This window comes from Sporosarcina sp. P13, from assembly GCF_002743055.1.
Taxonomy (GTDB): domain Bacteria; phylum Bacillota; class Bacilli; order Bacillales_A; family Planococcaceae; genus Sporosarcina.
This window is the reverse complement of record NZ_PDYM01000018.1, coordinates 1-23,423: the sequence shown is the minus strand read 5'-3', so window position 1 is coordinate 23,423 and position 23,423 is coordinate 1. Positions and strand designations below refer to the sequence as shown.

The following is a 23,423-nucleotide window of genomic DNA, read 5'->3' as shown; positions in this document are numbered from 1 at the left end:
CTTATATCCATAAATGAAATTGAGACAGGGTACTGCCTAAAAAGAAATTTACGACTGTTAAAAGAAATGCAAAAATCGTCATCCAAGCAAACTCCATTGACTGCAGTTTCCCTTTGTAGTTGAAATACACTACGGATGTATAGATCAGTAATACCGCGAACGAACCCATAATTTTAACGTCCCACACAGACCATTCGGAAAGCGCGACATATGCCCACTGAACGCCGAATAATAAACTGACGAATAAAATAGGGATGCCCGTATAAATAGACATTTTCATACCCATCATCGTCTGATGTAAATTCGGGAGGCTTGAAAATCGTTTCGTCCACTTTTTCTTCTTTAATACTTTATAGACAATTAAATATAAGACCGCAAAAACAAATGCTAAGGCAAATACAGCGTATGAGAGGATCGCTGTCGTAATGTGAATAAATAATACTTCGGATATAAGCGAATCTCCGACTGTCGAAGCTGAGTATTTCAAATTTGAAAATACGTGAATCATTAAGAACCCAAATCCGATGATGTTCGTAAAGAAAACCATGAAGTTTACTTTGTATATGAGTTGGAACACGATAGATAAGGTGACTAGCAACCAGACGTAAAAATAAATCCCTTCGACTAACGATAATACTGGGAAGCGTTTCATCTCGATGATGTACAGTGCTAGTATAGTGGTTTGTGTCACCCAAACGGTGATGATTAGCCAAAATGCAACGCGTTGCATGGCTTTTTGTTTTTTGATGTAGTCTATTAGATAAAAGACAAGACCAAGGGCGTAGAGGACTATCATGAATTCCTGAAGCCTTGCCATTGTCAATTCCACCATAAGTTATTCTCTACCTTTCGAGCGGAACCCTCTCTTTTTGCGTTTCGATCTTTCCCTATACATTGTCTCAAATGTGAGGGTATTCCTGCAAATGATTGCATCTGTAGTTTTAAAAGATAAGGATCAAGTTCACTCACTCACTTCAGCGCACTTGAAAAGTATAACTAATTTATAAGTGCTTAAGGTTTTATCTATTTCTAATGTTGTTCTAGTAAATCCGCAAATAAAAAAGGAGGTCTGTATCGTTCTTGTTAAAGAGCAGATACAGAACCACCAGTCAATTAGTATAGGTAATTTAATTCGTTTGCGTTAAGTTTTTTGTTCTTTTCATCAGCACGCTTTTGCAGGCGCTCCTTTGCTTGAACGGCTAACTGCTCTTTTTCTACAACTACATCTTCTGCTATGCCAAAGATTTGTTCGAATAGAGCTAGTTTTTCTACAGCCTTTTTGTCAGTAGACAACTCTTTCGCCTGTAGAATCGGTTCTTTAAGCAATTGATTGATGATGGATTTAGTGTGTTTGTTTAGTACTTTCTTTTCGCGTTCTGTTAAGTCTGGTATCTTGTTTTCGATACTGAGCATCGTTTCACTTTGGATGCGGCTTGCTTTTTTACGCAATGCGGAAATCATTGGAACTACGCCAAGTGTCGATAGCCATTCTTTAAAAGCAACGACTTCGCTTTCAATCATTAGACCAATTTCATCTGCTGCACGTTTGCGTTCTGCTAGGTTTTCTTCAACAATTCCTTGTAAATCGTCAATATCGTACAAGAACATGTTTGCAAGATCACCGATTTTCGGATCTAAGTCGCGCGGAACTGCGATATCTACCAAGAACAAAGGCTTCCCTTTACGTAACTTCTCAACGAACCCCATGAGTTCATAATCGATGACATAGTCGGTTGAACCCGTTGAACTAATTAGAATATCTGCTTCAAGCAAAAGACATTGCAACTCTTGCATAGACTTCGCTTCACCATCGAACTTCGCAGCTAGCAACTCTGCTTTGGAGAACGTACGGTTAATCACAGTGATCTTACCTACGCCGCTTCCTTGCAAGTTTTTGACCGCTAGTTCACCCATCTTACCAGCACCTAGGATGACGATATGTTTATTCTTCAATGAACCGAAAATCTTCTTTCCGAGTTCTACAGCAGCATACGAAACAGAAACGGCATTTTCGCCAATTGCAGTGTCCGTATGAGCTTTTTTCGCTGTTGTGATGGCTTGCTTAAACAATTCATTGAAAACGGTACCTGTAGTTCCAATTTCCTGTGCAGCTAAGAAACTGCTACGGACTTGTCCAAGAATTTGTGTTTCACCAAGTACCATGGAGTCGATACCTGCAGTCACACGTAGTAAATGCTCAATTGCGCCATCTTCTTCATGAATAATTAAGTGCGTGGAGAATTCTTCGATTGGAATAGAAAACCAATCCGCAAGAAATCGTTTTATATAATATCGTCCTGTATGAATCTGATCAACGACCGCATAAATTTCTGTACGGTTACAAGTGGAAATAATAATGTTTTCCAAGATGCTCTTTTGCTGTTGCAACGTTTGCATCGCTTGTGGCAGTTCAGTTTCAACAAATGATAATTTCTCTCTAATTTCGACAGGGGCGGTTCGGTGGTTGACACCGACAACAACTGTATACATTAGGTGCTCACACCTTTCAAAAATCTTTTCCTACACTCATTATAGCATACATAGTGATGTGCTTAGAATGCAAATTGTGAACATCGTTTGACGTCATTTTTTAGCAATAACTGTCTTACACATGAATCAAGTTACATACGGCTTTCGATTTCACGCCATGCTTCTTCCATGCCTAATCCTAATTCAGACGAAAAAGCGATGAGTGGATGATGTTTTTGCATATTCAATGTAGTTCGCACAACTTTCTTATGTTTTTCCCATTTACCTTTAGGAATTTTATCAGCTTTTGTCGCAATAACGATGGTGGGAATATTATAATGTGTTAAGAAATCGTACATCATGCAGTCATCTTTGGATGGCGGATGACGTAGGTCGACAATTTGAATGACCGCACGTAACTCTTCACGTCCAGTAATATAACGCTCAATCATTCCACCCCATGTTTCGCGTTCTGATTTAGACACTTTCGCATAGCCGTAACCGGGTACATCGACAAAAAATAATTTTTCTTCAATTTTATAAAAATTTAATGTTTGGGTTTTTCCCGGCTTCGATGAAGTACGCGCCAAACTTTTGCGACCAATCATCTTATTAATAAATGATGACTTCCCGACATTCGAACGCCCAGCTAACGCAAATTCTGGATAGCCTTCCGTTGGGTATTGTTCAGGTCTAACTGCACTCATAATCATTTCTACGTTATGGACTTTCATTTCTTTTCCTCCAAAGCGATATCGAGTACTTCATGAGCATCCGACACGAGTTTAAATGTTAATTCTTCGCGTACACTTTCTGGTATATCATCTAGATCACGTTCATTGTCACTAGGTATAATAATCGTTCGCAAGCCTGCACGATGGGCACTCAGCGTCTTCTGCTTCAGTCCACCAATAGGCAGCACACGTCCACGCAACGTCACTTCCCCCGTCATACCGACTTCACGGCGCACAGGACGTTCTGTTAATGCTGAAACTAATGCGGTAACAATAGTTATTCCAGCAGAAGGTCCATCTTTCGGTGTAGCACCTTCAGGAACATGAATATGAATATCCCATTTTTCATGGAACGTCGGCTCAATGTCAAACTGCATTGCTTTTGAACGTACATAAGATAAGGCCGTCTGAGCAGATTCCTTCATGACATCCCCGAGTTTTCCAGTCAGCAATAGTTGCCCTTTACCCGGTGATAAAGAAACCTCGATTTGTAGTGTATCTCCACCAACCGTTGTATACGCAAGTCCTGTAGCCATACCGACTTGGTTAACTGTTTCAGCTTGTCCAAATCGGAAGCGTTTTTTACCAAGCAAAGATTCCAATGTTTTCGAGCTCACCGTCAGACTTTTCTTGTCTTTGGCAAGGATTTGTCGTGCAGCTTTGCGGCATATACTTGCCACTTGGCGCTCCAATGAACGAACGCCCGCTTCACGCGTATAATAACGCACAAGATCCAACACAGCTTGTTCTTGGAAGCGCACTTGAGACTTCGTCAGTCCATGCTCCTTCAATTGCTTAGGAATTAAGTGACGAATAGCAATCGATTGTTTTTCTTGTTCCGTGTATCCAGGAATCGAAATCACTTCCATACGATCACGTAATGGACCTGGAATCGCCCCTAGGTCATTCGACGTTGCAATGAAAAGAACATTCGATAGATCATAAGGCTCTTCTATATAGTGATCACTAAATGTACTATTTTGCTCTGGATCAAGTACCTCTAACATAGCGGACGAAGGATCTCCTCGGAAGTCATTGGACATTTTATCAATTTCATCTAGTAAAAACACTGGATTGATCGTGCCCGCTGTCTTCATACTCTGAATAATACGGCCTGGCATCGCACCGACATATGTCCGACGATGACCACGAATTTCAGATTCATCCCGCACACCGCCAAGTGATATACGCACAAATTTACGGCCAAGTGATTCCGCAATTGACCGCGCCAATGAAGTTTTACCAACTCCCGGTGGACCATCTAAACATAGGATTGGTCCACGCAGTGAATTGGTCATCTGACGCACAGCTAAAAACTCTAAAATTCGTTCTTTTACATTTTCTAGACCTTCATGATCACGATCCAAGATAGCTTCTGATCTTGACAAATCTAACTGATCCACAGTTGCATAAGACCACGGTAACGTAATAAGCCATTCAATATACGTACGGATAATACCGCTTTCCGCAGAAATAGAAGGAATCTTTTCAAAACGATCCAACTCATGTTCAGCCGCCTCTTTGACATCTTCAGGCATATTAGCTTCTTCAATTTTCCGCTTCAATTCTGCTACTTCAAGACCTTTACCGTCTTTGTCGCCAAGCTCTGTCTGGATCGCTTTTAGTTGCTCACGCAAATAAAATTCTTTCTGCGTACGCTCCATCGCTTCTTTCACTCGCTCATTAATCTTTTGCTCGAGTTCCATAATTTCCTGTTCGTTATACATGCGAGTAATAAGCCAATCCAGACGTTTCTGAACATCTGTCATTTCCAGAACTTCTTGTTTCGCTGTCAATTTCAACGGAAGATTTGATGCAATCATATCTGCTAACCGTCCTGCATCTGAAATCTCCGAAGCCGTTTTCAATGTTTCTTCAGAAATACGCTTACTATTCTTCGCATAACGCTTAAATTGTTCAAGTAACGTCCGCATCAATGCTTCTATTTCTGCATCTTTCTCCTGATTTTCTTCATAGCCTACGATATTAACAACTGGGAAAAGATCTGCTTCCTCATACGAAACCCATTCCGCACGATGCAAACCTTCTATCAAGACGCGATATGTCCCATTAGGAAGTTGTGTCATCGATTGTATCGTTGCTAATGTACCGACGCGATGTAAATCTTCCATTTCAGGATTTTCTATGCTTAGATCCATCTGCATCGCTAAAAACACTTGGTGATCCCCGGACACGGCTTGTTCGAGTGCGTAAATCGAACGTTCTCTACCCACATCAATATGTAGTACCATTGTCGGATAAACAATCACTCCGCGGAGTGGCAATAAAGGTATGTTATTTTTTTTAATACTCGGCATTGCTGGCCACCTCCAATAAGATATGTATGTATTTACTGCATAATAGTGCAGTCATATGTAAGTAAAAAGCCGACTACCTAGCGTATAGGTACGCATCGGTAGAGCCGGCTTTTTTTGCCTTTTCGGCGTTATGCGGTATTTTTTTCTTTGTCGATATCGTAAATCGTTCCATCTTCTTTATAAAGAATAGGAGTTGCTTTACCTAGGACAGAATCCTTCGTAATGACACATTCCTTTACTTCTTCAAGAGATGGTAAATCGTACATGACGTCTAACATAATGTTCTCGATAATTGAGCGCAATCCACGAGCACCCGTCTTACGAGCGATTGCTTCACTTGCTATTTCGAGTAATGCCTCTTCTTCGAATCGAAGAGCTACATCATCAAGTTCCACCATCTTTTGGTACTGTTTAACGATTGCGTTTTTAGGAACTGTTAGGATTTGATACAATGTATCGACATCCAACGAATCCAATGTAGCGATGACAGGCAAACGACCGATGAATTCCGGAATTAAGCCGAATGCTTGCAAATCTTCTGGAATTAATTTAGATAATAGGCTTTCTTTTTCATCGATTTCTTTGTTCGGATCTGTACCAAAACCAATGACCTTACGTCCAATACGGCGCTTAATGATATCTTCAATACCGTCAAATGCTCCACCAACAACGAACAAGATATTCGTCGTATCTATTTGTAAAAACTCCTGGTGAGGATGCTTCCGACCGCCTTGTGGTGGCACGCTCGCTACTGTTCCTTCCAAGATTTTTAGCAATGCCTGCTGAACGCCTTCACCTGACACGTCACGTGTAATCGATGCGTTTTCAGACTTACGAGCTACTTTATCAATTTCGTCAATGTAGATAATTCCTTTTTCAGCTTTTTCGATATCGAAGTCAGCTGCTTGAATTAATTTTAAAAGGATATTTTCTACGTCTTCCCCAACATAACCAGCTTCAGTTAAAGAAGTCGCATCTGCAATCGCGAAAGGTACGTCCAAGATTCTTGCTAAGGTTTGCGCAAGTAAAGTTTTACCGCTACCTGTTGGCCCAATCAAGACGATATTCGATTTTGCTAGCTCTACATCATCAATTTTACTGCCTGAATTTACTCGTTTATAGTGATTATAGACAGCTACAGCGAGTGATTTCTTTGCGCGATCTTGCCCGATGATATATTCATCAAGGATGCTTTGGATCTCTCTTGGTTTCGGAACATCTTTCAGTTCGAAGCCTTCTTCTAGACCGACTTCCTCTTCGACGATTTCCGCACAAAGTTCAACGCATTCATCACAAATATATACACCTTGACCTGCCACTAATTTGCGGACTTGATCTTGTGATTTACCACAAAAAGAACAGCTCAGGTTATCGTTTTCGTCATTAAATTTAAACATTATGCTCACCCCTATTCAAGTGAATATACTACAAGATTACCATGACTTAATCAACTATTTAGAACTTAACGCTAAAATATGTATGCGCTTTACATTTTAGTCTGTGAAGTTTTTCAATGACTATACACGTAAGCTTTTTAAGAAAAACAAGGCACGGGAAAACCGTACCTTGTTCGGACTATATGAAAAGATTAGTTAGTAACTTTTGCGCTATCTACAAGCAATTGAACTGTCTTGTTGAAACGTAGGTCATTTTCAAGTACAGATGTTCCACCAAGCGTAGTCTTGATTTGCTCAATTTCCATACCGAATTGCTCTGACATTTTCTCAAGTTCTGCATTTACTTCTTCTTCTGTTACTTCAACGTTTTCTGCAGCACCGATTGCTTCAAGTGTTAAAGAAACGCGAACGCGGCTTAGCGCATCGTCTTTCATTTGGTCGCGAAGAGCTGCTTCGTCTTGACCAGAGAATTGGAAGTACAGTTCAAGGTTCATACCTTGCATTTGTAGACGCTGTTCGAAATCTTGCATCATACGATTGATTTCTGAATCGATCATAGCTTGTGGAATTTCCATTTCAGCGTTGCTTGCTGCTTGTTCTACTAGGTCGTCACGAAGAGCTGTTTCAGAATCATTCTTCTTCACTTTTTCAGCTTCTTCTTTCAACTTCGTGCGTAGTTCTTCAACTGAAGAAACACTCTCGTCAAGTTCTTTAGCTAGTTCGTCGTCAAGTGCAGGAACTTCTTTGGACTTAATTTCGTGAACTTTAACTTTGAATGTAGCAGGCTTTCCAGCTAATTCTGCCGCATGGTATTCTTCAGGGAACGTGATTTCGATTTCTTTGTCTTCTCCTGCTTTCATACCAACTACTTGCTCTTCAAATCCAGGAATGAATGACCCAGAACCGATTTCAAGATCATAACCTTCTGATTTTCCACCTTCGAATGCTTCACCATCAGCGAATCCTTCAAAGTCGATCGTTGCAGTGTCACCTTCTTCAGCAGCACCGTCTTCTTTAACAACCATTTCTGCAAGACCTTGACGGCGTTGTTCTAGTTGAGCTTCAATTTCTTCTTCAGTTACTTCAGTAGACTGACGAGTTACTTCAAGACCTTTGTATTCGCCTAATTTCACTTCTGGCTTCAAAGCGATAACTGCTGTGAATACAACTGGCTCGCCTTTTTCTAGCTTTTCAATGTCAATTTCAGGAGCTGCGATTGGATCTACGTCAGCTTCATCAACTGCTGCAGAATAAGCTTCTGGAAGTACGATATCAATTGCATCGTTGTAAAGTGATTCTTCACCGTACATTTTGTCGAACATTTTACGTGGCATTTTTCCTTTACGGAAACCTGGTGCCTGTACTTTCTTTACAACTTTTTTGAACGCTTGATCTACTGCTTCGTTGAAACGTTCTACAGAAACTTCAAATGTAAGTTTCCCTTGACTACCTTCTAATTTTTCCCATTTAACTGTCATATGTATGACCTCCAAATCATTTAAACAACTAGTACTCGTTTATTTTAATCAATTATACCTTCGCTTACTTGCTTCCACGCTTTCTCGGTACTACTTGAAAATGTCTTCAGCATCTATCGAAGGCTTTACCTGAATTCAGCTATTTTTCGTTACCAAACGATGTATGATAACGGGGCTGCACGCAGATAAGCAGTTGACAACCATTTTAGTATAACATAGTCTAATCATCTTTCAAGATTTTTTCCTTATCAGCTATCCATTTCCTCATCGACCGAACGTATGAACTGTAGCAGAGCGGTTTCATCAACTATATTACCGTACAGTAATTGCTTTGTGTACGCAATATACGCTTCCGCTACTTCCTCCGCTGTATAGGGTCCCCAGTGGAATGGAAACAGCAAGACACTGTACTTCAAGATTAGATTAACGACTAGTTCACTAGCTGTTGGATCTTTTTCAAAACGTGAGCGCGCTACGAACTGTACTTCGTCTATGAATTGATCATTTTCAGGCGAAATAAGTCTAGTGGGCTTTGTTTCTGTTTCAAAATGATACTTTCTTATATAGACAGGCTCATCCGAACCACTTTGTTGCAATAAAAGAAGCGCGTACGTCTTAACAATTGGAAAACTCTCCTCGAATTGCACAATTTCTTCAAGCAATCGTATATAAGGCTCTAACTTTTGGTTTTGTAGCGACAGCAGGAAATCCTGTTGTTCATGAGGCGACAGCTGCACGAACTCTTCTATCTTAATCATCGGTTCGTCAGAATATGCCGAGTCTTCTATATAACGATTAGATAATCTGCTGTTTAGTTCACGCAAATACCGAAATTTCTGCAGACTACGTTCTGGAATCATTTCTTTTTCCATCAATCCCTGAATCGTCAGTTCGACTTCTTCATATTGTTGCAATTGAATGGAGATGGATAAATATAACTCCAAGATTTCTATATAATTACCTGATTGGTTTTGCATCGCAAGAAGTGCAAATTCTTTTGCTCGTTTATAATCCTTTATCTCATATAAGGAAATAGCGAGTAAGTTTAAAACGGACGTATCATTAGGATTAATATCTAAGATCGCCTCGAAACTCTCAATCGCTTCATCGTGAAGATCCCGCTCCATCGCTTCCTTACCTTCCCGATACAGTCGTTCCATCGTTCCAGGAAAGACAATTACATTTCCTTTTTTAATCACTGATCTGCGTTTTTTCTGCAACGCCATTCACCTGCCTGTTCGCTAATACTATAGCATAGCAGTTAAAAAAGATTCCAGTTCTGAATGTCCCAATCACTATCAGATTATTTTACAACACAAATAACGCAAAGATATGAAATACTATCTTTTCTTTGCGCTAAAAGTGGTTGATTACACACCGGAATAGGCCAGAAAACCACCATCTACAGGCACAGTGATTCCTGTAATGAAGCTAGAGTAAGATTCGTCTACTAACCATAACATCGTACCTAGCAGATCCTCGGGTGCACCAAAGCGTTTCATAGGCGTATTATTCAAGATTTTAGTAGAGCGCTCAGTATGATTTCCGTCCTTATCAATTAATAAGTCATGATTTTGCTTTGTTAAAAAGAAACCGGGTGCAATAGCATTGACGCGTAAGTTAGATTCGGCAAAATGAACTGCCATCCACATTGTGAAGTTATTGATAGCGGATTTCGCTGCACTATAAGCCGGAACCTTCGTCATAGGTGAAAAAGCACTCATCGATGATATATTCAAAATAACAGGAGACTCTTGTTCCAAAAGTACTTTACCAAAAACTTGACTAGTTAGAAATGTCCCCGTGAAATTGCTGGCGAATACCGTTGAAAACCCACTTTCATCCATCTCGAAAAAGGATTGTTCCACTTTGTCTCCACTGTACATTTCTTCAGATGTAATTGCATCAGGGTGATTTCCGCCTGCACCATTAATCAGGATATCCACTTTTCCGAAATGTGAAATAACTTGATCTTTTGCGATTTCCAAAGAGGCTCTGTCCAGAACATTACCTTCAACGGCAATTGCTTGGCCACCCGCTTTTTGGATTTCAGTTGCTATTTGTTGGCCATTCTTTAATGTCCGGTTAATAATAGCTATCTTTACACCTTGTCTCGCTAATTCCGTAGCCATTGCAGAACAAAGTACACCACTACCGCCAGTTACTACAGCTACTTTATTTTGTAAGTTTTGGTGAATGGTCTGCATAGTTATTTCACCTCGTTTTTCTTATGATACGCATCCCAAAGTCCAAGCATATACATAATGCCTAACGCACGATCGTACAATCCGTATCCTGGGCGGCAGTCTTCATTCCATAGATGGCGACCGTGATCAGGACGCACGTAGCCTTTATATTGTTGTTCAGCAAATGTTTTCACTACTCCGGCGATATCTATTGATCCGTCTTCCGTAAAATGGGAAGTCTCGATAAAATCACCATTGTCAAAGATTTTAACATTACGAACATGGGAAAACGGAGCGTATTGTGCGTATTTTTCAGCGAGATAGACCATGTCATTTTGCGGGTTTGCTCCTAATGAACCTGTACAAAATGTAATACGATTGGATGGTGAATCCGAGATAGCCAATAATCTCTTTAGACTTTCCTCACCAGTCATAATTCGCGGCAAACCGAAAATCGACCATGGTGGATCATCCGGATGTATCCCCATTTGGATATCACATTCTTCCGCCACAGGTAAAATCGCATGTAAGAAATAGGATAGATTTGTCCATAACTTTTCTTCATCGACTTCTTTATAAGCTTCTAATAAATCCGTAATCTTCGCTAAACGTTCAGGTTCCCATCCGGGCATCGTTAAAGTAGAAGATTCCGAAACGGATTTTATAAGTTCCGCTGGATCAATCCCTTCTACTTTCGCTTTTTCATAAAATAGCGCAGTCGATCCGTCTGGAAGCGGATGATGCAAATCAGAACGCGTCCAATCGAATACAGGCATAAAGTTATAACAAATCACTTTGACACCTGCTTTTGCTAAATTACGTATGGTTTGCTTATAGTTCTCAATCAATTCATCACGTTCAGGTAATCCTAATTTTATAGACTCATGTACGTTGACACTCTCTACTACGTCCGCGTGAAAACCATGGGATTGAATATATGAAACTTCATCTTGAATTTCTTCTTCTGTCCATAATTCCCCTGCTTGTTTATTGTGAAGCGCCCAGACTATTCCTTTTGTTCCCGGAATTTGTTTGATTTGTTCCAATGAAACGGTGTCATTGTCTCGGCCATACCATCGAAAGGTAATATTCATGGTTACTTTATCCCCTTTGCTTTTTCCATGTATGTTTCCGCTAGTTTACGAACCGCATCTTCTCCGCCAGCTTTAAAGGCTTTTGTAAGATCACTACCAATACCAACAGCTACAGCACCTGCTTGTAACCAAGCTCCTATATTATCTAAAGAAACACCACCGGTAGGCATAAAGTAAGTATGTGGTAATGGCCCTTTAAAAGCTGAAATTATAGAAGGTTTAAATTGGTTGGCCGGGAATAGCTTTAAAATATCACAGCCACCTTCCATAGCGTTGTTCATTTCTGTAATGGTCATGCAACCAGGAAGATAAGGAATGGCGTAGCGGTTACACATTTTCGCAATTTGTTCATCATAATGCGGACTAACTATGAATTTTGCATTTGCTAAAATCGCAATACGCGCAGTTTCAGGATCCAAAACCGTTCCTGCACCAATAACTGCCTCTTCATTTACCAGTCCTTTAAAGGCGTCTTCGACAAAAGGTGTAGTAAATGTCAGTTCTATCGCTGTAATTCCGCCTGAAATGGCAGCTTTCGAAATAGCAATTGCTTCTTCCGCATTGGAAGCACGAATCACCGCCACAACTTTTTCGTTCATAATATGTTCAATCACTTGATGTTTGGGTAGCATTTCTAATTCTCCTTAGTCAAAAATAATACAAGCTTTGCGCACTTGATCAGGGTTCTTCTCGATGAAGTCAAATGCTTCTTGAACATCCTTCAAGTCAAACTTATGCGTTATCAAACCATCATGTGTTAACTTGCCTTCATTTAATAGCGTGATTACTTTTTCGAATTGATTGGTTTGTAAACGAGAACCAACAATAGTTAATTCTTTTTTTGTTATAGGAAGCTGAGATATTGCTCCAGGACGTTCGTCAAATCCTAGTACTACCACAGTTCCAGCTGGTGAAGCCACCTGTACTCCTAATTCAAATGTTGAAGGTAGACACACAGCATCTATAACTATATTGACACCTTCACCATTTGTAATCTTCATAACTTCATCTTCTATAGAGGAATTTCCAGCATTTAATATATAATCTGCGCCATTTTCTTTCGCAAATTGGAGTCGCTTTTCATCTAAATCCGTCATCACGACAATCGCGCCTGCTAATTTTGCCATTTTCAAAATACAAACTCCGATTGGACCACAACCTTGGATTAATACCGTATCACCGGTTTCAACTTCCCCGCGAAAAACAGCTTGTGCACCAATTGTATAAGGTTCTGCCAAAACGATTTCATCCCAATCAAGACTTTTATCCACTTGGTGAGCTTGTCTTTCAGGCAGAACAATTATTTCTTGCATGCCCCCATCTTCATGTACACCGAAAACCGAAAGTTCCTCGCATACATTTTGACGACCTTTTCTACAGGCATAACATTTCCCACAAAACGAAATCGGTTCGATTACAACATGATCACCCACCTTGAGTGTCGTAACCGATTCACCTATCGCAATCACTTCTCCAGCTACTTCATGTCCTACAACACGCGGATATGTTGCCAAAGGATTTGTGCCATGATAAATATGCATATCAGAACCACAGATCCCTACACGCTTCACCTTAACTTGTACGTCAAATTCATTTTTTATTTCCGGACAATCTTTTTCAATAATCATTAGTTTATGAGCTTCTGGAACTTGCACTGCTTTAATTTTCATTCTTAGCACCTACTTAAATAGACTTGGTAAATACAATGTGATTTGAGGGACGAACGATACTAACAATAAGACGAATAAACTTACAGCTAGGAATGGTAGTAACTCTTTAGTTGTTTTACCTATAGATACCTTCCCTATTTGTGATGCGACGAATAGACAGACTCCGACTGGTGGAGTTGTTAAACCAATAACAAGGTTTAAGACCATCATTACTCCAAATTGCACTGGATCCATTCCAACTTCCATAGCTACCGGCAATAATACTGGGAAAAGAATAACAAGTGCCGCGATGGTTTCCATAAAGGTACCAACAAAAAGCAACAAAATATTGATCAAGATTATTACTACGATTGGATTGCTTGAAATACCTAATATTGTACTCGCAACCAATTGTGGAATTTGTTCACTAACCATAATCCAACCGAATAAGTTGGCAAATCCTACTAGTAACATGATGGATGCCGTACTTGTCATAGAGGCCAGCATGATTTCAGGTATTTTTTTGATTGGCAATTCTTTATAAACAAAAATCCCAATTACTAATGCATATAAAACTGCAATAACAGAGGCTTCTGTCGGAGTAAAAATTCCGCCTAAAATACCAACTAAAATAATAACTGTCATGAAGAGAGCCCAAAAAGCGCCTACAAAACTTCTACCTATCTCTTTAAAAGATTTACGTTCACCTTTAGGATATTTTCTCTTAACAGAAATCAAATATGTAGGAATCATTAAGCCTAAGCCTAAAAGTATTCCGGGAACCGCACCGGCTAAGAAAAGATCTCCAATGGATACAGAGGCAAGTGTACCAACAATGATCATTGGTAAAGATGGTGGAATGATTGGTCCTACTGTCGACGAAGAAGCAGTGACAGCTGCAGAAAAGCCTGCTCCATAACCTTCTTTTTTCATCGCTGGTATCATGATTGCACCAATACTTGCCGTATCAGCAAGTGCTGTACCTGAAATACCCGCAAATCCCATAGATGACCCTACGTTCGCTAATCCTAAACCACCTCTAATATGACCAAAGCAGTTATTCGCAAACTGAATAATACGATCTGTAATCCCACCAGCATTCATCAAATTTCCTGCTAAAATAAAGCCAGGAATACAAAGTAAGACAAACGAATTGAGTCCACCAAACATTCTTTGAGGAATGATTGATAACGACATATCGTTAATAAACAAATACAACAGGGATGATAATCCTAAACTAAAAGCAACCGGCACACCTATAAAAATTAAAACTAGAAAAGATAGGAACAGAACTAATGCCATCATTCTACTTCACTCCCATCTAAATTTGGTTCTTTATTCTGTAATAATTGAACGATTTTAATAACCGCAAATATTGAAAGGAACACACCCATTAGAAAAATAGACGCATGAATAACAGACATTTGGATAGGTAATGTCGCCGCGCGTTGATTGTGCCCTAGCAACATAAACTTATAACCCTCTTTAGCAATTACGACTGTTAACACTAAAATAGTGACATAAATGCCAATATCATAAAATCTTCTGACACTGTCTTTCATTTTATTAATTAATAGATCAACATTAATGAATTCGTTTCGTATCAGAGCTAACGGAGTACCAAAACTAATAGCAAATAAAAATAAATATCGTGTCAATTCTTCTGTCCAGATGTATGAAAAAGGTAGGAATCTAGATAGAATTTGTATAGTAACTACAATGATTACACCGGCAAGACTCACTATGGATAGTATACCTAGAATGCGTTCCACTAACTTCAACATGATTGCGACTCCTTCCTTTCTTAAGGAAAGGCACAACCAAGTATTAATTAGTTGTACCTATTTTTTCAAATTACTTTGCTTCAAGAATTTTTTCTAGTACTTCATTTTGTTCTTCAGTCAATGCTTGTTTAACTGCTGGCAACATCGCATCACTAAACGCTTCACGATCTACATCAACAAACTCCATACCTTTGTCTTCTAAATCTTTTTCGATTGAGCTAATTGTTTCATCGTATAACGAATCTCCATATGCTTGTGCTTCAGCAGCCGCTTCTTTCACTGCTGCTTGCTGTTCTTCAGTAAGAGCATTGTACTGCTCATTTCCAACTAATACATAAATCCAAGAATACACATGCTCTGTACGATTCACATACTTCTGAACTTCATACAGACCAGCACTTTGGATCAAATCAACTGGGTTTTCTTGTCCCTTAATGACTCCTTGCTGCAAACCTGTAAATACTTCGTTAAAGTCGATAACCTGTGGCTTTGCTCCCGCTGCTTCCCAAACTTTCAGGAATAAAGGAACGTTTGGTACACGCATAGTGAAGCCTTTCAAATCATCTAGCGTTTGAATCTTTTTATCAGATGTTAAATTACGTGGTGCTCTTGTATGGTAATAAAGGGGAGTTAATTTAGCCTTGTCGATAATTTGCTCTTCAACTTCCTTACCTACTTCACCTTCAACCACTTTTTTCACATGATCAATTCCGTCAAATGCATACGGTACAGCCATTAGTGCTGCTTTAGGTGCCCAGTTTTGCAACGTTTCGCCTGAAACAACCATATCTGCTGATCCTGCTTGAATAGAGTTGATTGTATCTGTTTCTGAACCTAGTGAGTTATTCGGATAAATGACAATTTCCAACTGACCATCCGTTTTTTCTTTTACTGATTCCGCAAATGTCAAAGCTGTTTTATGCCAAATATGATTCTCGTCAGCTAAATGTCCCAACTTCCACTTGATTACTTTGTCACTTTTTCCATCTGCTGAATCTCCAGCTTCATCCGATCCACAAGCCGTTAACATTAATAATGCAACCAGTAAACCTGCCATCCACTTAATTTTCCTCATGTAATCCGCTCCTTTGATAGTTATCTGTAGAAAATGAACTGTTGACGTTACCTACCAAATCACCCCTTTCATTGGTATTTATCTTTCTATCTCTTTCGTTCCGGAGATAAATGATTGTACTTCCCTTAAATAAGGAAGTCCTTCATTATCACCTGAAACGCTTACAACAAGTGCTCCAACGCCATTCGCAAATTGCAAAGCTTCGGTTGGCTCAAATTGATGTAAATAACTATACACATACCCTGCATCAAACCCATCTCCAGCACCCACCGTGTCAATCACTGGCACGTTAAATGCTGGTGAAGTAAACCACTGTCCATTGCGATAGAGTCTAGAACCTGCAGAACTATCTTTGATAACCAAATCCGCTATATTGTATTCATTTGCGAAGTTAATCAACGACTGTTCAGAACTATCTCCTAAAATTAAATGAAGCTCATCTAAACCAGTCAATAAAATATCAATTTGAGAAAATATTTCTAAATATGCTTTTCGCGCATCTTCAATCGTCCATAACTTCAAACGGATATTCGGATCAAATGACACCGGAATATTTTTCTCATTTGCTAATGTGAGCAATCGCTTAGCAATAGCAAGATTTTGTGGATCAATTGCCAAGAATACCCCTGTAATATGTACTAAGTTAATAGAATCCAAGAAGTGTTCATGGATATCATCCACTTCCAGCGTAAGAATAGGTGATTGTTGACGATAATAAAATGTCTTTCCTTCACCATTCTCCCTAATCTCCTTAAAGTTTACAGATGTGGAATAGCCATCCACAAAATCAACCGTGGATACATCGATTCCTTCACCACGTGCAAAATTATAAATTACTTGTCCGAATTCATCCCTACCTAAACGACTAATCCATTTACTATTAAGCCCAAGTCGAGAACAACCTATAGCAAAATTTAGTTCTGCGCCACCCATCTTTCTTTCAAAATGAGTAACAAATCTCATTGGACCTGTTGTAATTGGATTCATTGTAATCATCGCATCACCAATTGTTAATACATTAAAATTTGTAGACATTTTCATAACCCCTTCTTCTATACAGACTCCCTTTTCAATAGCTGGGGCGTATACCGTTGCACTTCTATATCATTCGGCATCTCTTTATCATGAATGATTTTCAAAAGTAACTGAGCCGCATCGTTCCCCATTTGAAAAGTTGGTTGTTTAATTACCGTAATGGCAGGTGTAAAAACTTCCAAGAAGGGAGAATCATCCAGTCCAATTACAGCAACATCATGCGGAATCGATATATTATTTTTCTTAATAAATTTCATTAACTCCATTAACGCTAAATCATTAATGGCATAAAATGCATTGGGCTTCTTTTCTGTTTTCCATAGCGCTTCAAGAGCCTCAACAATCTTTGTTCTTTCGGTTGCTACAATCCACGATTCTTCAATAGGTAGGATAAGCGTTTTCATTCTATTTTCGTATCCTTCAATTCGCTCTATTCGTGGCACTACTTTTCGCTCGATAGAAGTTGATACAATAGCTATCTCACTCTTTCCTACCTCTATGAATTGATCAATTGCTATTTCCGAAGCTTTATGATTATCGAGCATAATAGATGGGTAGTAAGGTTTTTCCGTCCTTCTATCTACGAATACGATTGGGAAATTTGATTTTCGTAGATCCGCATAAAGATCTTCATTACCTACAGTAGGAAAAATAATAAGTCCATCTACTTGTTTGGCACGTAACATATCGATATATGAACGCTCTTTTTGAGGGTTATCATCGGCGTTACACACAAAAACATGTACTCCGTTTTTTTCACAGACATCTTCTATAGCTCGTATAATTTCAGTAGAGAACGTATGCAAAATATTTGCCACAATAATACCTATCGTATTCGATTCTTTTCTCTTTAAACTTCTCGCCATGTTGTTCGGAATATAGCCAAGTTCTTCAATAGACTCCTGTATTTTTACTTTGGTTGTTTCAGCCATGAACTCATACCGTTTATTGATAAATTGTGAAACAGTACTTTTGGAGACGCCTGCTTTTTTTGCTACATCAGCCATCGTCACTTTCATTTCACTTCACCTTTTCCCATTTACTAAATCGGTTTAGTAAACCGGTTTAGTAAAAGTATAAGTGCAACCGTTTTCAAAATCAATAGTTATATTAAATTTATTTAGAATCTTTTTATTGCATTAAAAAGCTTATCTGCCGATTGGGATTTGCAGATAAGCTTGTATATGATTACAAAATAGTACTACTATAAATCAGCCGTTCGTATCAATCGAAATCTGACAAAAAAACTACCTTAAATCCACCGCATAAACGACAGACTGATGAATTTTCGTCGTCCTTATACGTGGACACACCCTGACATCGTGTGTGCCCGCTAGTAAATACCGGTAAGAGAACAAACAAGAACTTAGCATGTCCGCTCAAACGATAGAAAATGCGGATAAGAGTCGGCTACTAATGCATCCCCCATAGTAGCAGAAGATGAAACGCTAGACTAAACTTAAACGATTCGGTATTTTACCAGCAAACTTGCACTTATCGTTAATGTGCCAGACTCAATAGGTGTCACGGTATCAGCCATAGCCATTGCACGAAACGCAACAGGCTGTGATGCATGTTGTTCCTCGACTTTCATCACTATCGGTCGGTTCGCTAGTTTCAACGAAGAACCGATGGTAACCATCTTCGTTTCTGCATCATGTAAAGCAAGAGTTAATGCTTGTTGATAGAACTCTTCTTGATTTTGCACAGTAAATTCAATCGATCCAATTTGATTCGCACCGTTTTTCACAGCTGTATCTACAACCTCACCCGTTTTTGAAAGGTCATTGCTCGTAACTCGGATTGTATTGATCACCTCATACCCACGAAAAACTTGTTCACCGTTGACATAATCATTGACTGGACGTATTTGATAGTCGATCGTTTGAATAGCGGACTCCGGAATGCCTAACCCGACTAGCGAACTGATGACTTTATGCATACGCTCTGCATTTTCTTGCTGAATCTCCTGTAACTCCATACCCCTTGTTTGTACAGTCAAAACGATATGGACTGTATCTGGGGATGCTTTCACTGCACCTTCACCAAAAACTGTGATCGTGCGATTTTCTACTTCGTTATACAAATTCAACACACTCCTTTTTATTACTACTATTTCTATGCTAGCAACCTAACACATCATGCGTGCAGAACCACATTCCATATTCCTTCATAAAATAAGATAAAAGGTTCGGGAGGTTTTCACGTGGGAGATAACTCCAAGAAAAACAATCCATCTAATGAAACGCAAATTGCGAAACTCGTTTTACTTGGCGAAGCAATCGGCCTTTTCGGTCAAGCGATTACCACACTTGCTGCGTACCTTGCGCTTGAAGCTGAAGAGGAGGAAGTGAATACAAATTCACAGATGCAAGCACAGATTGATTTTTTGTTGAGTGAAATGGACCAGTTAAGGAGATGAATCTGTAAAAGAGCTGAAAATTTGTTACTTACAGTTCTTTTCATTTAAATTTTCTAGTAAAATCATCAACAAATGCTTATGGGCACAAACCCAAAGCTGTATGGCGAGGCGAATATCTTCCCCTCCAGTTAATTGTTGTGCATTCACCTTTGCAATGAAAAGTAAATCCTTTATCCAGTTCTCGATTCTTGTTATGTTCTTAATAATAGTCCCTAATGTTTCTTCTATGTTATGAATTGGCAACTGCGCGGTCATTCGTGTTCCTATTATAGAGTCTTGTATTCATATCGCTTCCACTTATAATGATACTGATTACTTCAAATCAGGATGGACGCTCATAGAAATAGGCATCACTGCAAACGAAATTTCAAAGATGTTGAATTAAACGAAAAAATCCTCATGCCATTTAATTCTAGGCATGAGGATTGTTGTTTGTTTGGGTAGTTGATTTGTTTTTTATTGTACCTAACGACGTGCAAAATAGGCAATCTAATTTTTCACAGGACAGCTTATTCGATTTCTTTCTTAAGCTGTTGTAAAAAAGCTACCATGAAGTCGTGTCGCTCTTTTGCGAGTCGTGCCCCTTCTTTTGTAACCATTAAATCCTTTAACAACAATAACTTCTCATGAAAATGAGTGACCGATGCGGTTTCTTTTGATCGGTATTCGGAAGCTGACATAGTCATTCGAGCTCCCTCTTCAAAGTCGTATAGTTTCCTTCCACGTGCACCACCGAATGCAAATGTTCGAGCGATTCCAATCGCACCTATTGCGTCCAGTCGGTCAGCATCTCGGACGATTGCCCCTTCAATCGAGGTAATTTCTTTTGCGTGACCACCGTTGAATGACACGCTTTCTATGACAGATAAAACCTTATCGATTAATTTAGTAGAAGAACCAATTTTTTCTAATACCTCTCTTACCGTGAAGTCATGTATCGATTCGTATTTTGCGTCCTCTACATCATGCAGTAAGACCGCGAGCCGAACGACTAGTTCATCAGCTCCTGATTCGGTCAGTAAGATTTTCTCCGCATTTTTCATTACACGATCTATATGATCCAAATCGTGACTAGCATCGTATTGGTTATAAATGTCTTCCACTAAAAGTCTACATTTTGCTACCATTTCTATCATTGTATCCCTTCCCCTCTTTTCCTATAATTATATGCAAATAAGCGTTAGAAAAGCCGTCTAATCTTTTAAAGTACGCGCCTTTATACGAATGGAACGGCAATAATGGTAGAATACATGGTGAGAAAAACGACAGAATACCTACTGTAAGTACCCTGCTGAGTAAACGTTTTCTGCCCCCCATTTCTTATTATAAAATATCTTGAACATATAACCAATAGACTAACATCCTGTAAAACTAAGAAATGTTAAGGTATGCAATAAAACATCATTCGACAAGAAGGAACTAGTTATCACAAACGTTGACAATTTGTCAACGAACCTATAAAATCTTTGAGAGTGCAAAATGTAGTAATCAGGATGTGTTGGCTCCTGTTTGTTTTCGAAGGGGGTTCATCTTATGTTAGAAGCTAATTCCGATCATTCCATCGGGCAATTATTACGCACGACGTTGGATGAGCATTCATTATCGATGCGCAAACTGAGCGAACTTACTGATATCGACACCGCAACGATTTCTCGCATCATCAACGACAAACGGAAAGCGACGCTCGATCACCTGGAGAAGTTTTCATCCGTCCTCGCAATTCCTTTAGCTAAACTATTGGAAGCTTCCGGTTATTCTGTAGGTCTAGCGAAACATTCGACTGTTGCTTTTGATCAAACGATTCAGCAGTTAGTGAATACGTCAGAGCTATTATCTGCTAATATTTCTCTCTCACAAGTAGAGTCACAATTAGTAGAGTACGAGGATTATGTGCAAACAACGGAAGGTAAGCAAAAAGTTTTATATGAGTTTACTGAAAAACTTGAGTCTGCTGGCGGGGTTGGTCCGCTTGCTGATCAAATGAAAAAACTATTCAACCGCTTTAAAACACAAAACGGCAACACACGCGAACTCGCTATTATTGGTAGCGCTTTACTTTATTTCATCGTGCCTATCGACGTTATACCAGACTATTTATTCGCAGTTGGGTATCTCGATGATGCAGTTGCTGTTCAAATCGCTTCTAGCGTATTAATCAAAAATTCATAAGTAAATGAGTAGGTGGCAGATTGAAAAAAAGAGAGACTGAAAAAATCAAAAAGAGAAAACTAAAGAAAAGCGTCAAACGATCATTATTCCTGATGTGCATGCTCTTCGTCGCAGCTGGCGGTCTATACTTTGTATACCAATACAATAGTGGTGTATCTTTAGCAAATGATCATGAAACACAAGAAATCGAAACGGGACTGAGCGATAATAGTACGATTTACGATCGATACAGTCAGTTCGACCCGTTCGAAGGAGCAGATGCACAATTCGGAGAGATCAACGTCCTACTCATTGGTAATGATGCGAGAGGAGACGAAGAAGAAGCACGTTCGGACGCATTGATGATTGGACATTATGACCAAGATACAAAAAAAGTAAAACTCGTCTCACTTATGCGAGATACATATGTAGAAGTACCAGACTATGGCATGCAGAAGATTAACGCGGCCTATTCTCTTGGCGGTCCTGAGTTAGTACGGCAAACAATTAAGCATAATTTTGATGTTGATGTACAATATTATGCTATCGTTAATTTTGAAGGTTTCTCAAAAATCGTTGATGTCATCGCACCTGATGGTATTGATGTAAATATTCCTTATGAGATGTCTCACGGAATCGGTATGACACTAGTACCTGGCGAACAATCATTAAACGGTGATCAAGTACTTGGGTATGTCCGTTTCAGACACGACATTCATAGTGACTTTGGACGCGTGGAGCGGCAACAAGAAGCGTTATCCAAACTAAAAGACCAAGCGATGAGCGTCAATACATTACTGAACTTACCAAAGTTAATGGGCGTGATCGATCCGTATATCGAAACGAATATTGACAGCAAAACATTATTTACAATTGGTAAAGGTTTGCTTGCAGGCGGTAAATCCAATGAAGTAGAGTCACTGCGTATTCCAGTAGAAGGATCATTCACTGACGAACGTGTAAATGTCGGCGCAGTTTTAGCTATTGATACGTATACAAATAGAGAAGCGCTAAAAGACTTCTTATCGACGGATGCACAAAAGGAAGAAGAAGTTGTAGAAGAGAAGGTAGAATCTACAGAATCAGATGAAGTGATATACTATTCAGGATCAGATGATTAGGATCAACAAGAGTAAATATAGTTTCCCGGACAACATCATCTAATTAACTACGTATAAATAGATATATTCATTACGCTTGAAGTAAATAGACATAGACAAAAGCCCTTCTTGATCGAGAAGGGCTTTTGCTTATTATAGTTACTGAATATGTAACGTCACTTGTTCTTTTAGACTGGACAGTACCGGTGATCGCTCGATAGCATGTGTATTTCCTCCTGTGTGTCGCTAATGCTAATGTAACCATTATACGTGCAAGAGAGATGTGATGTATTGTGAGAAGATTTACTTTATGTATTTTAAATAATAGTATAAGTAATTAGTTTAAATAAAAAGAGGCGATTATCTCCTATACAATAGAGAAATCGCCATTAATCACTTATTATGCTGGATTGACTTGAAGTTCTACCATTATTTTAATATCATCGCCTACTAGTACGCCGCCTGTTTCTAACGCTTGGTTCCAAGTTAGACCAAATTCTTTTCTAGAAATCTTTGTTTCCGTTTCAAAACCAA

Annotated in this window: 23 protein-coding genes; 3 read left to right on the top strand and 20 right to left on the bottom strand. The window is 39.2% G+C overall.

Features of this window, described 5'->3' with window-relative positions:
• Position 1: 1 nt before the first annotated feature.
• The 17 genes from ccsA to CSV79_RS09650 all read right to left on the bottom strand — a co-directional run bounded on the left by ccsA (position 2) and on the right by CSV79_RS09650 (position 19,305).
• Positions 2-832, bottom strand: coding sequence for a cytochrome c biogenesis protein CcsA (ccsA, locus tag CSV79_RS09730; RefSeq protein ID WP_099688859.1), 831 nt, complete (start codon positions 830-832; stop codon positions 2-4).
• A 281-nt stretch (positions 833-1,113) separates the two neighbouring features.
• Positions 1,114-2,490, bottom strand: coding sequence for a glutamyl-tRNA reductase (gene hemA / locus CSV79_RS09725; RefSeq protein ID WP_099688858.1), 1,377 nt, complete (start codon positions 2,488-2,490; stop codon positions 1,114-1,116).
• A 131-nt stretch (positions 2,491-2,621) separates the two neighbouring features.
• Positions 2,622-3,203, bottom strand: coding sequence for a ribosome biogenesis GTP-binding protein YihA/YsxC (gene yihA, locus CSV79_RS09720; protein WP_099688857.1), 582 nt, complete (start codon positions 3,201-3,203; stop codon positions 2,622-2,624).
• Positions 3,200-5,521, bottom strand: coding sequence for an endopeptidase La (gene lon, locus CSV79_RS09715; RefSeq protein ID WP_099688856.1), 2,322 nt, complete (start codon positions 5,519-5,521; stop codon positions 3,200-3,202). Before lon ends, yihA begins: the two co-directional genes overlap by 4 nt.
• A 128-nt stretch (positions 5,522-5,649) precedes the next feature.
• Positions 5,650-6,918 (bottom strand): ATP-dependent protease ATP-binding subunit ClpX, encoded by a 1,269-nt coding sequence (gene clpX / locus CSV79_RS09710; RefSeq protein WP_099688855.1) that lies wholly within the window; start codon positions 6,916-6,918, stop codon positions 5,650-5,652.
• A 191-nt stretch (positions 6,919-7,109) separates the two neighbouring features.
• The gene (gene tig, locus CSV79_RS09705; protein WP_099688854.1) at positions 7,110-8,396 is read right to left on the bottom strand and encodes a trigger factor; all 1,287 of its coding nucleotides are present in this window, start codon (positions 8,394-8,396) and stop codon (positions 7,110-7,112) included.
• A gap of 248 nt (positions 8,397-8,644) precedes the next feature.
• Positions 8,645-9,622 (bottom strand): tetratricopeptide repeat protein, encoded by a 978-nt coding sequence (locus tag CSV79_RS09700; protein ID WP_099688853.1) that lies wholly within the window; start codon positions 9,620-9,622, stop codon positions 8,645-8,647.
• Between the two features lie 144 nt (positions 9,623-9,766).
• Positions 9,767-10,603, bottom strand: a complete 837-nt coding sequence (locus CSV79_RS09695; protein WP_099688852.1) for an SDR family oxidoreductase — start codon at positions 10,601-10,603, stop codon at positions 9,767-9,769.
• Positions 10,604-10,605: 2 nt separating this feature from the next.
• Positions 10,606-11,676: a mannonate dehydratase gene (uxuA, locus tag CSV79_RS09690; RefSeq protein WP_099688851.1), complete on the bottom strand. Its 1,071-nt coding sequence runs from the start codon at positions 11,674-11,676 to the stop codon at positions 10,606-10,608.
• Positions 11,677-11,678: 2 nt separating this feature from the next.
• On the bottom strand, positions 11,679-12,308 hold the full coding sequence (locus CSV79_RS09685) for a bifunctional 2-keto-4-hydroxyglutarate aldolase/2-keto-3-deoxy-6-phosphogluconate aldolase (protein ID WP_099688850.1): 630 nt from the start codon (positions 12,306-12,308) through the stop codon (positions 11,679-11,681).
• 12 nt (positions 12,309-12,320) lie between these two features.
• On the bottom strand, positions 12,321-13,340 hold the full coding sequence (locus tag CSV79_RS09680; RefSeq protein ID WP_099688899.1) for a zinc-binding alcohol dehydrogenase family protein: 1,020 nt from the start codon (positions 13,338-13,340) through the stop codon (positions 12,321-12,323).
• A 15-nt stretch (positions 13,341-13,355) separates the two neighbouring features.
• Positions 13,356-14,630, bottom strand: coding sequence for a TRAP transporter large permease (locus tag CSV79_RS09675; protein ID WP_099688849.1), 1,275 nt, complete (start codon positions 14,628-14,630; stop codon positions 13,356-13,358).
• On the bottom strand, positions 14,627-15,109 hold the full coding sequence (locus CSV79_RS09670; RefSeq protein ID WP_099688848.1) for a TRAP transporter small permease: 483 nt from the start codon (positions 15,107-15,109) through the stop codon (positions 14,627-14,629). Before CSV79_RS09670 ends, CSV79_RS09675 begins: the two co-directional genes overlap by 4 nt.
• A 70-nt stretch (positions 15,110-15,179) precedes the next feature.
• On the bottom strand, positions 15,180-16,184 hold the full coding sequence (locus CSV79_RS09665) for a TRAP transporter substrate-binding protein (protein ID WP_099688847.1): 1,005 nt from the start codon (positions 16,182-16,184) through the stop codon (positions 15,180-15,182).
• Between the two features lie 78 nt (positions 16,185-16,262).
• On the bottom strand, positions 16,263-17,219 hold the full coding sequence (locus tag CSV79_RS09660) for a sugar kinase (RefSeq protein ID WP_099688846.1): 957 nt from the start codon (positions 17,217-17,219) through the stop codon (positions 16,263-16,265).
• Positions 17,220-17,236: 17 nt separating this feature from the next.
• Positions 17,237-18,238 (bottom strand): LacI family DNA-binding transcriptional regulator, encoded by a 1,002-nt coding sequence (locus CSV79_RS09655; RefSeq protein ID WP_099688845.1) that lies wholly within the window; start codon positions 18,236-18,238, stop codon positions 17,237-17,239.
• 440 nt (positions 18,239-18,678) lie between these two features.
• Entirely contained in the window at positions 18,679-19,305 is a 627-nt protein-coding gene (locus CSV79_RS09650) for an SIMPL domain-containing protein (protein ID WP_158232507.1), read from the bottom strand.
• 120 nt (positions 19,306-19,425) lie between these two features.
• On the opposite strand from CSV79_RS09650, the gene CSV79_RS09645 reads away from it, so the two are divergent.
• Positions 19,426-19,641: a hypothetical protein gene (locus CSV79_RS09645; protein ID WP_099688843.1), complete on the top strand. Its 216-nt coding sequence runs from the start codon at positions 19,426-19,428 to the stop codon at positions 19,639-19,641.
• 24 nt (positions 19,642-19,665) lie between these two features.
• On the opposite strand, the gene CSV79_RS09640 is transcribed toward CSV79_RS09645, so the two are convergent.
• Positions 19,666-19,896, bottom strand: coding sequence for a hypothetical protein (locus tag CSV79_RS09640; protein WP_099688842.1), 231 nt, complete (start codon positions 19,894-19,896; stop codon positions 19,666-19,668).
• A 254-nt stretch (positions 19,897-20,150) separates the two neighbouring features.
• A complete protein-coding gene (locus CSV79_RS09635) occupies positions 20,151-20,777 on the bottom strand; it encodes an HD domain-containing protein (protein ID WP_099688841.1) in 627 nt (208 codons plus the stop codon).
• Positions 20,778-21,174: 397 nt separating this feature from the next.
• Between CSV79_RS09635 and CSV79_RS09630 the strand changes: the two genes are divergently transcribed.
• Together CSV79_RS09630 and CSV79_RS09625 are read left to right on the top strand one after the other, a co-directional pair.
• On the top strand, positions 21,175-21,810 hold the full coding sequence (locus CSV79_RS09630; RefSeq protein WP_099688840.1) for a DUF1232 domain-containing protein: 636 nt from the start codon (positions 21,175-21,177) through the stop codon (positions 21,808-21,810).
• Between the two features lie 20 nt (positions 21,811-21,830).
• Entirely contained in the window at positions 21,831-22,910 is a 1,080-nt protein-coding gene (locus CSV79_RS09625; protein ID WP_099688839.1) for an LCP family protein, read from the top strand.
• Positions 22,911-23,289: 379 nt separating this feature from the next.
• Here CSV79_RS09625 and CSV79_RS17005 read toward each other — a convergent pair.
• On the bottom strand, positions 23,290-23,423 hold a 134-nt coding region (locus CSV79_RS17005; RefSeq protein WP_143560528.1), incomplete at its 5' end, for a YceI family protein.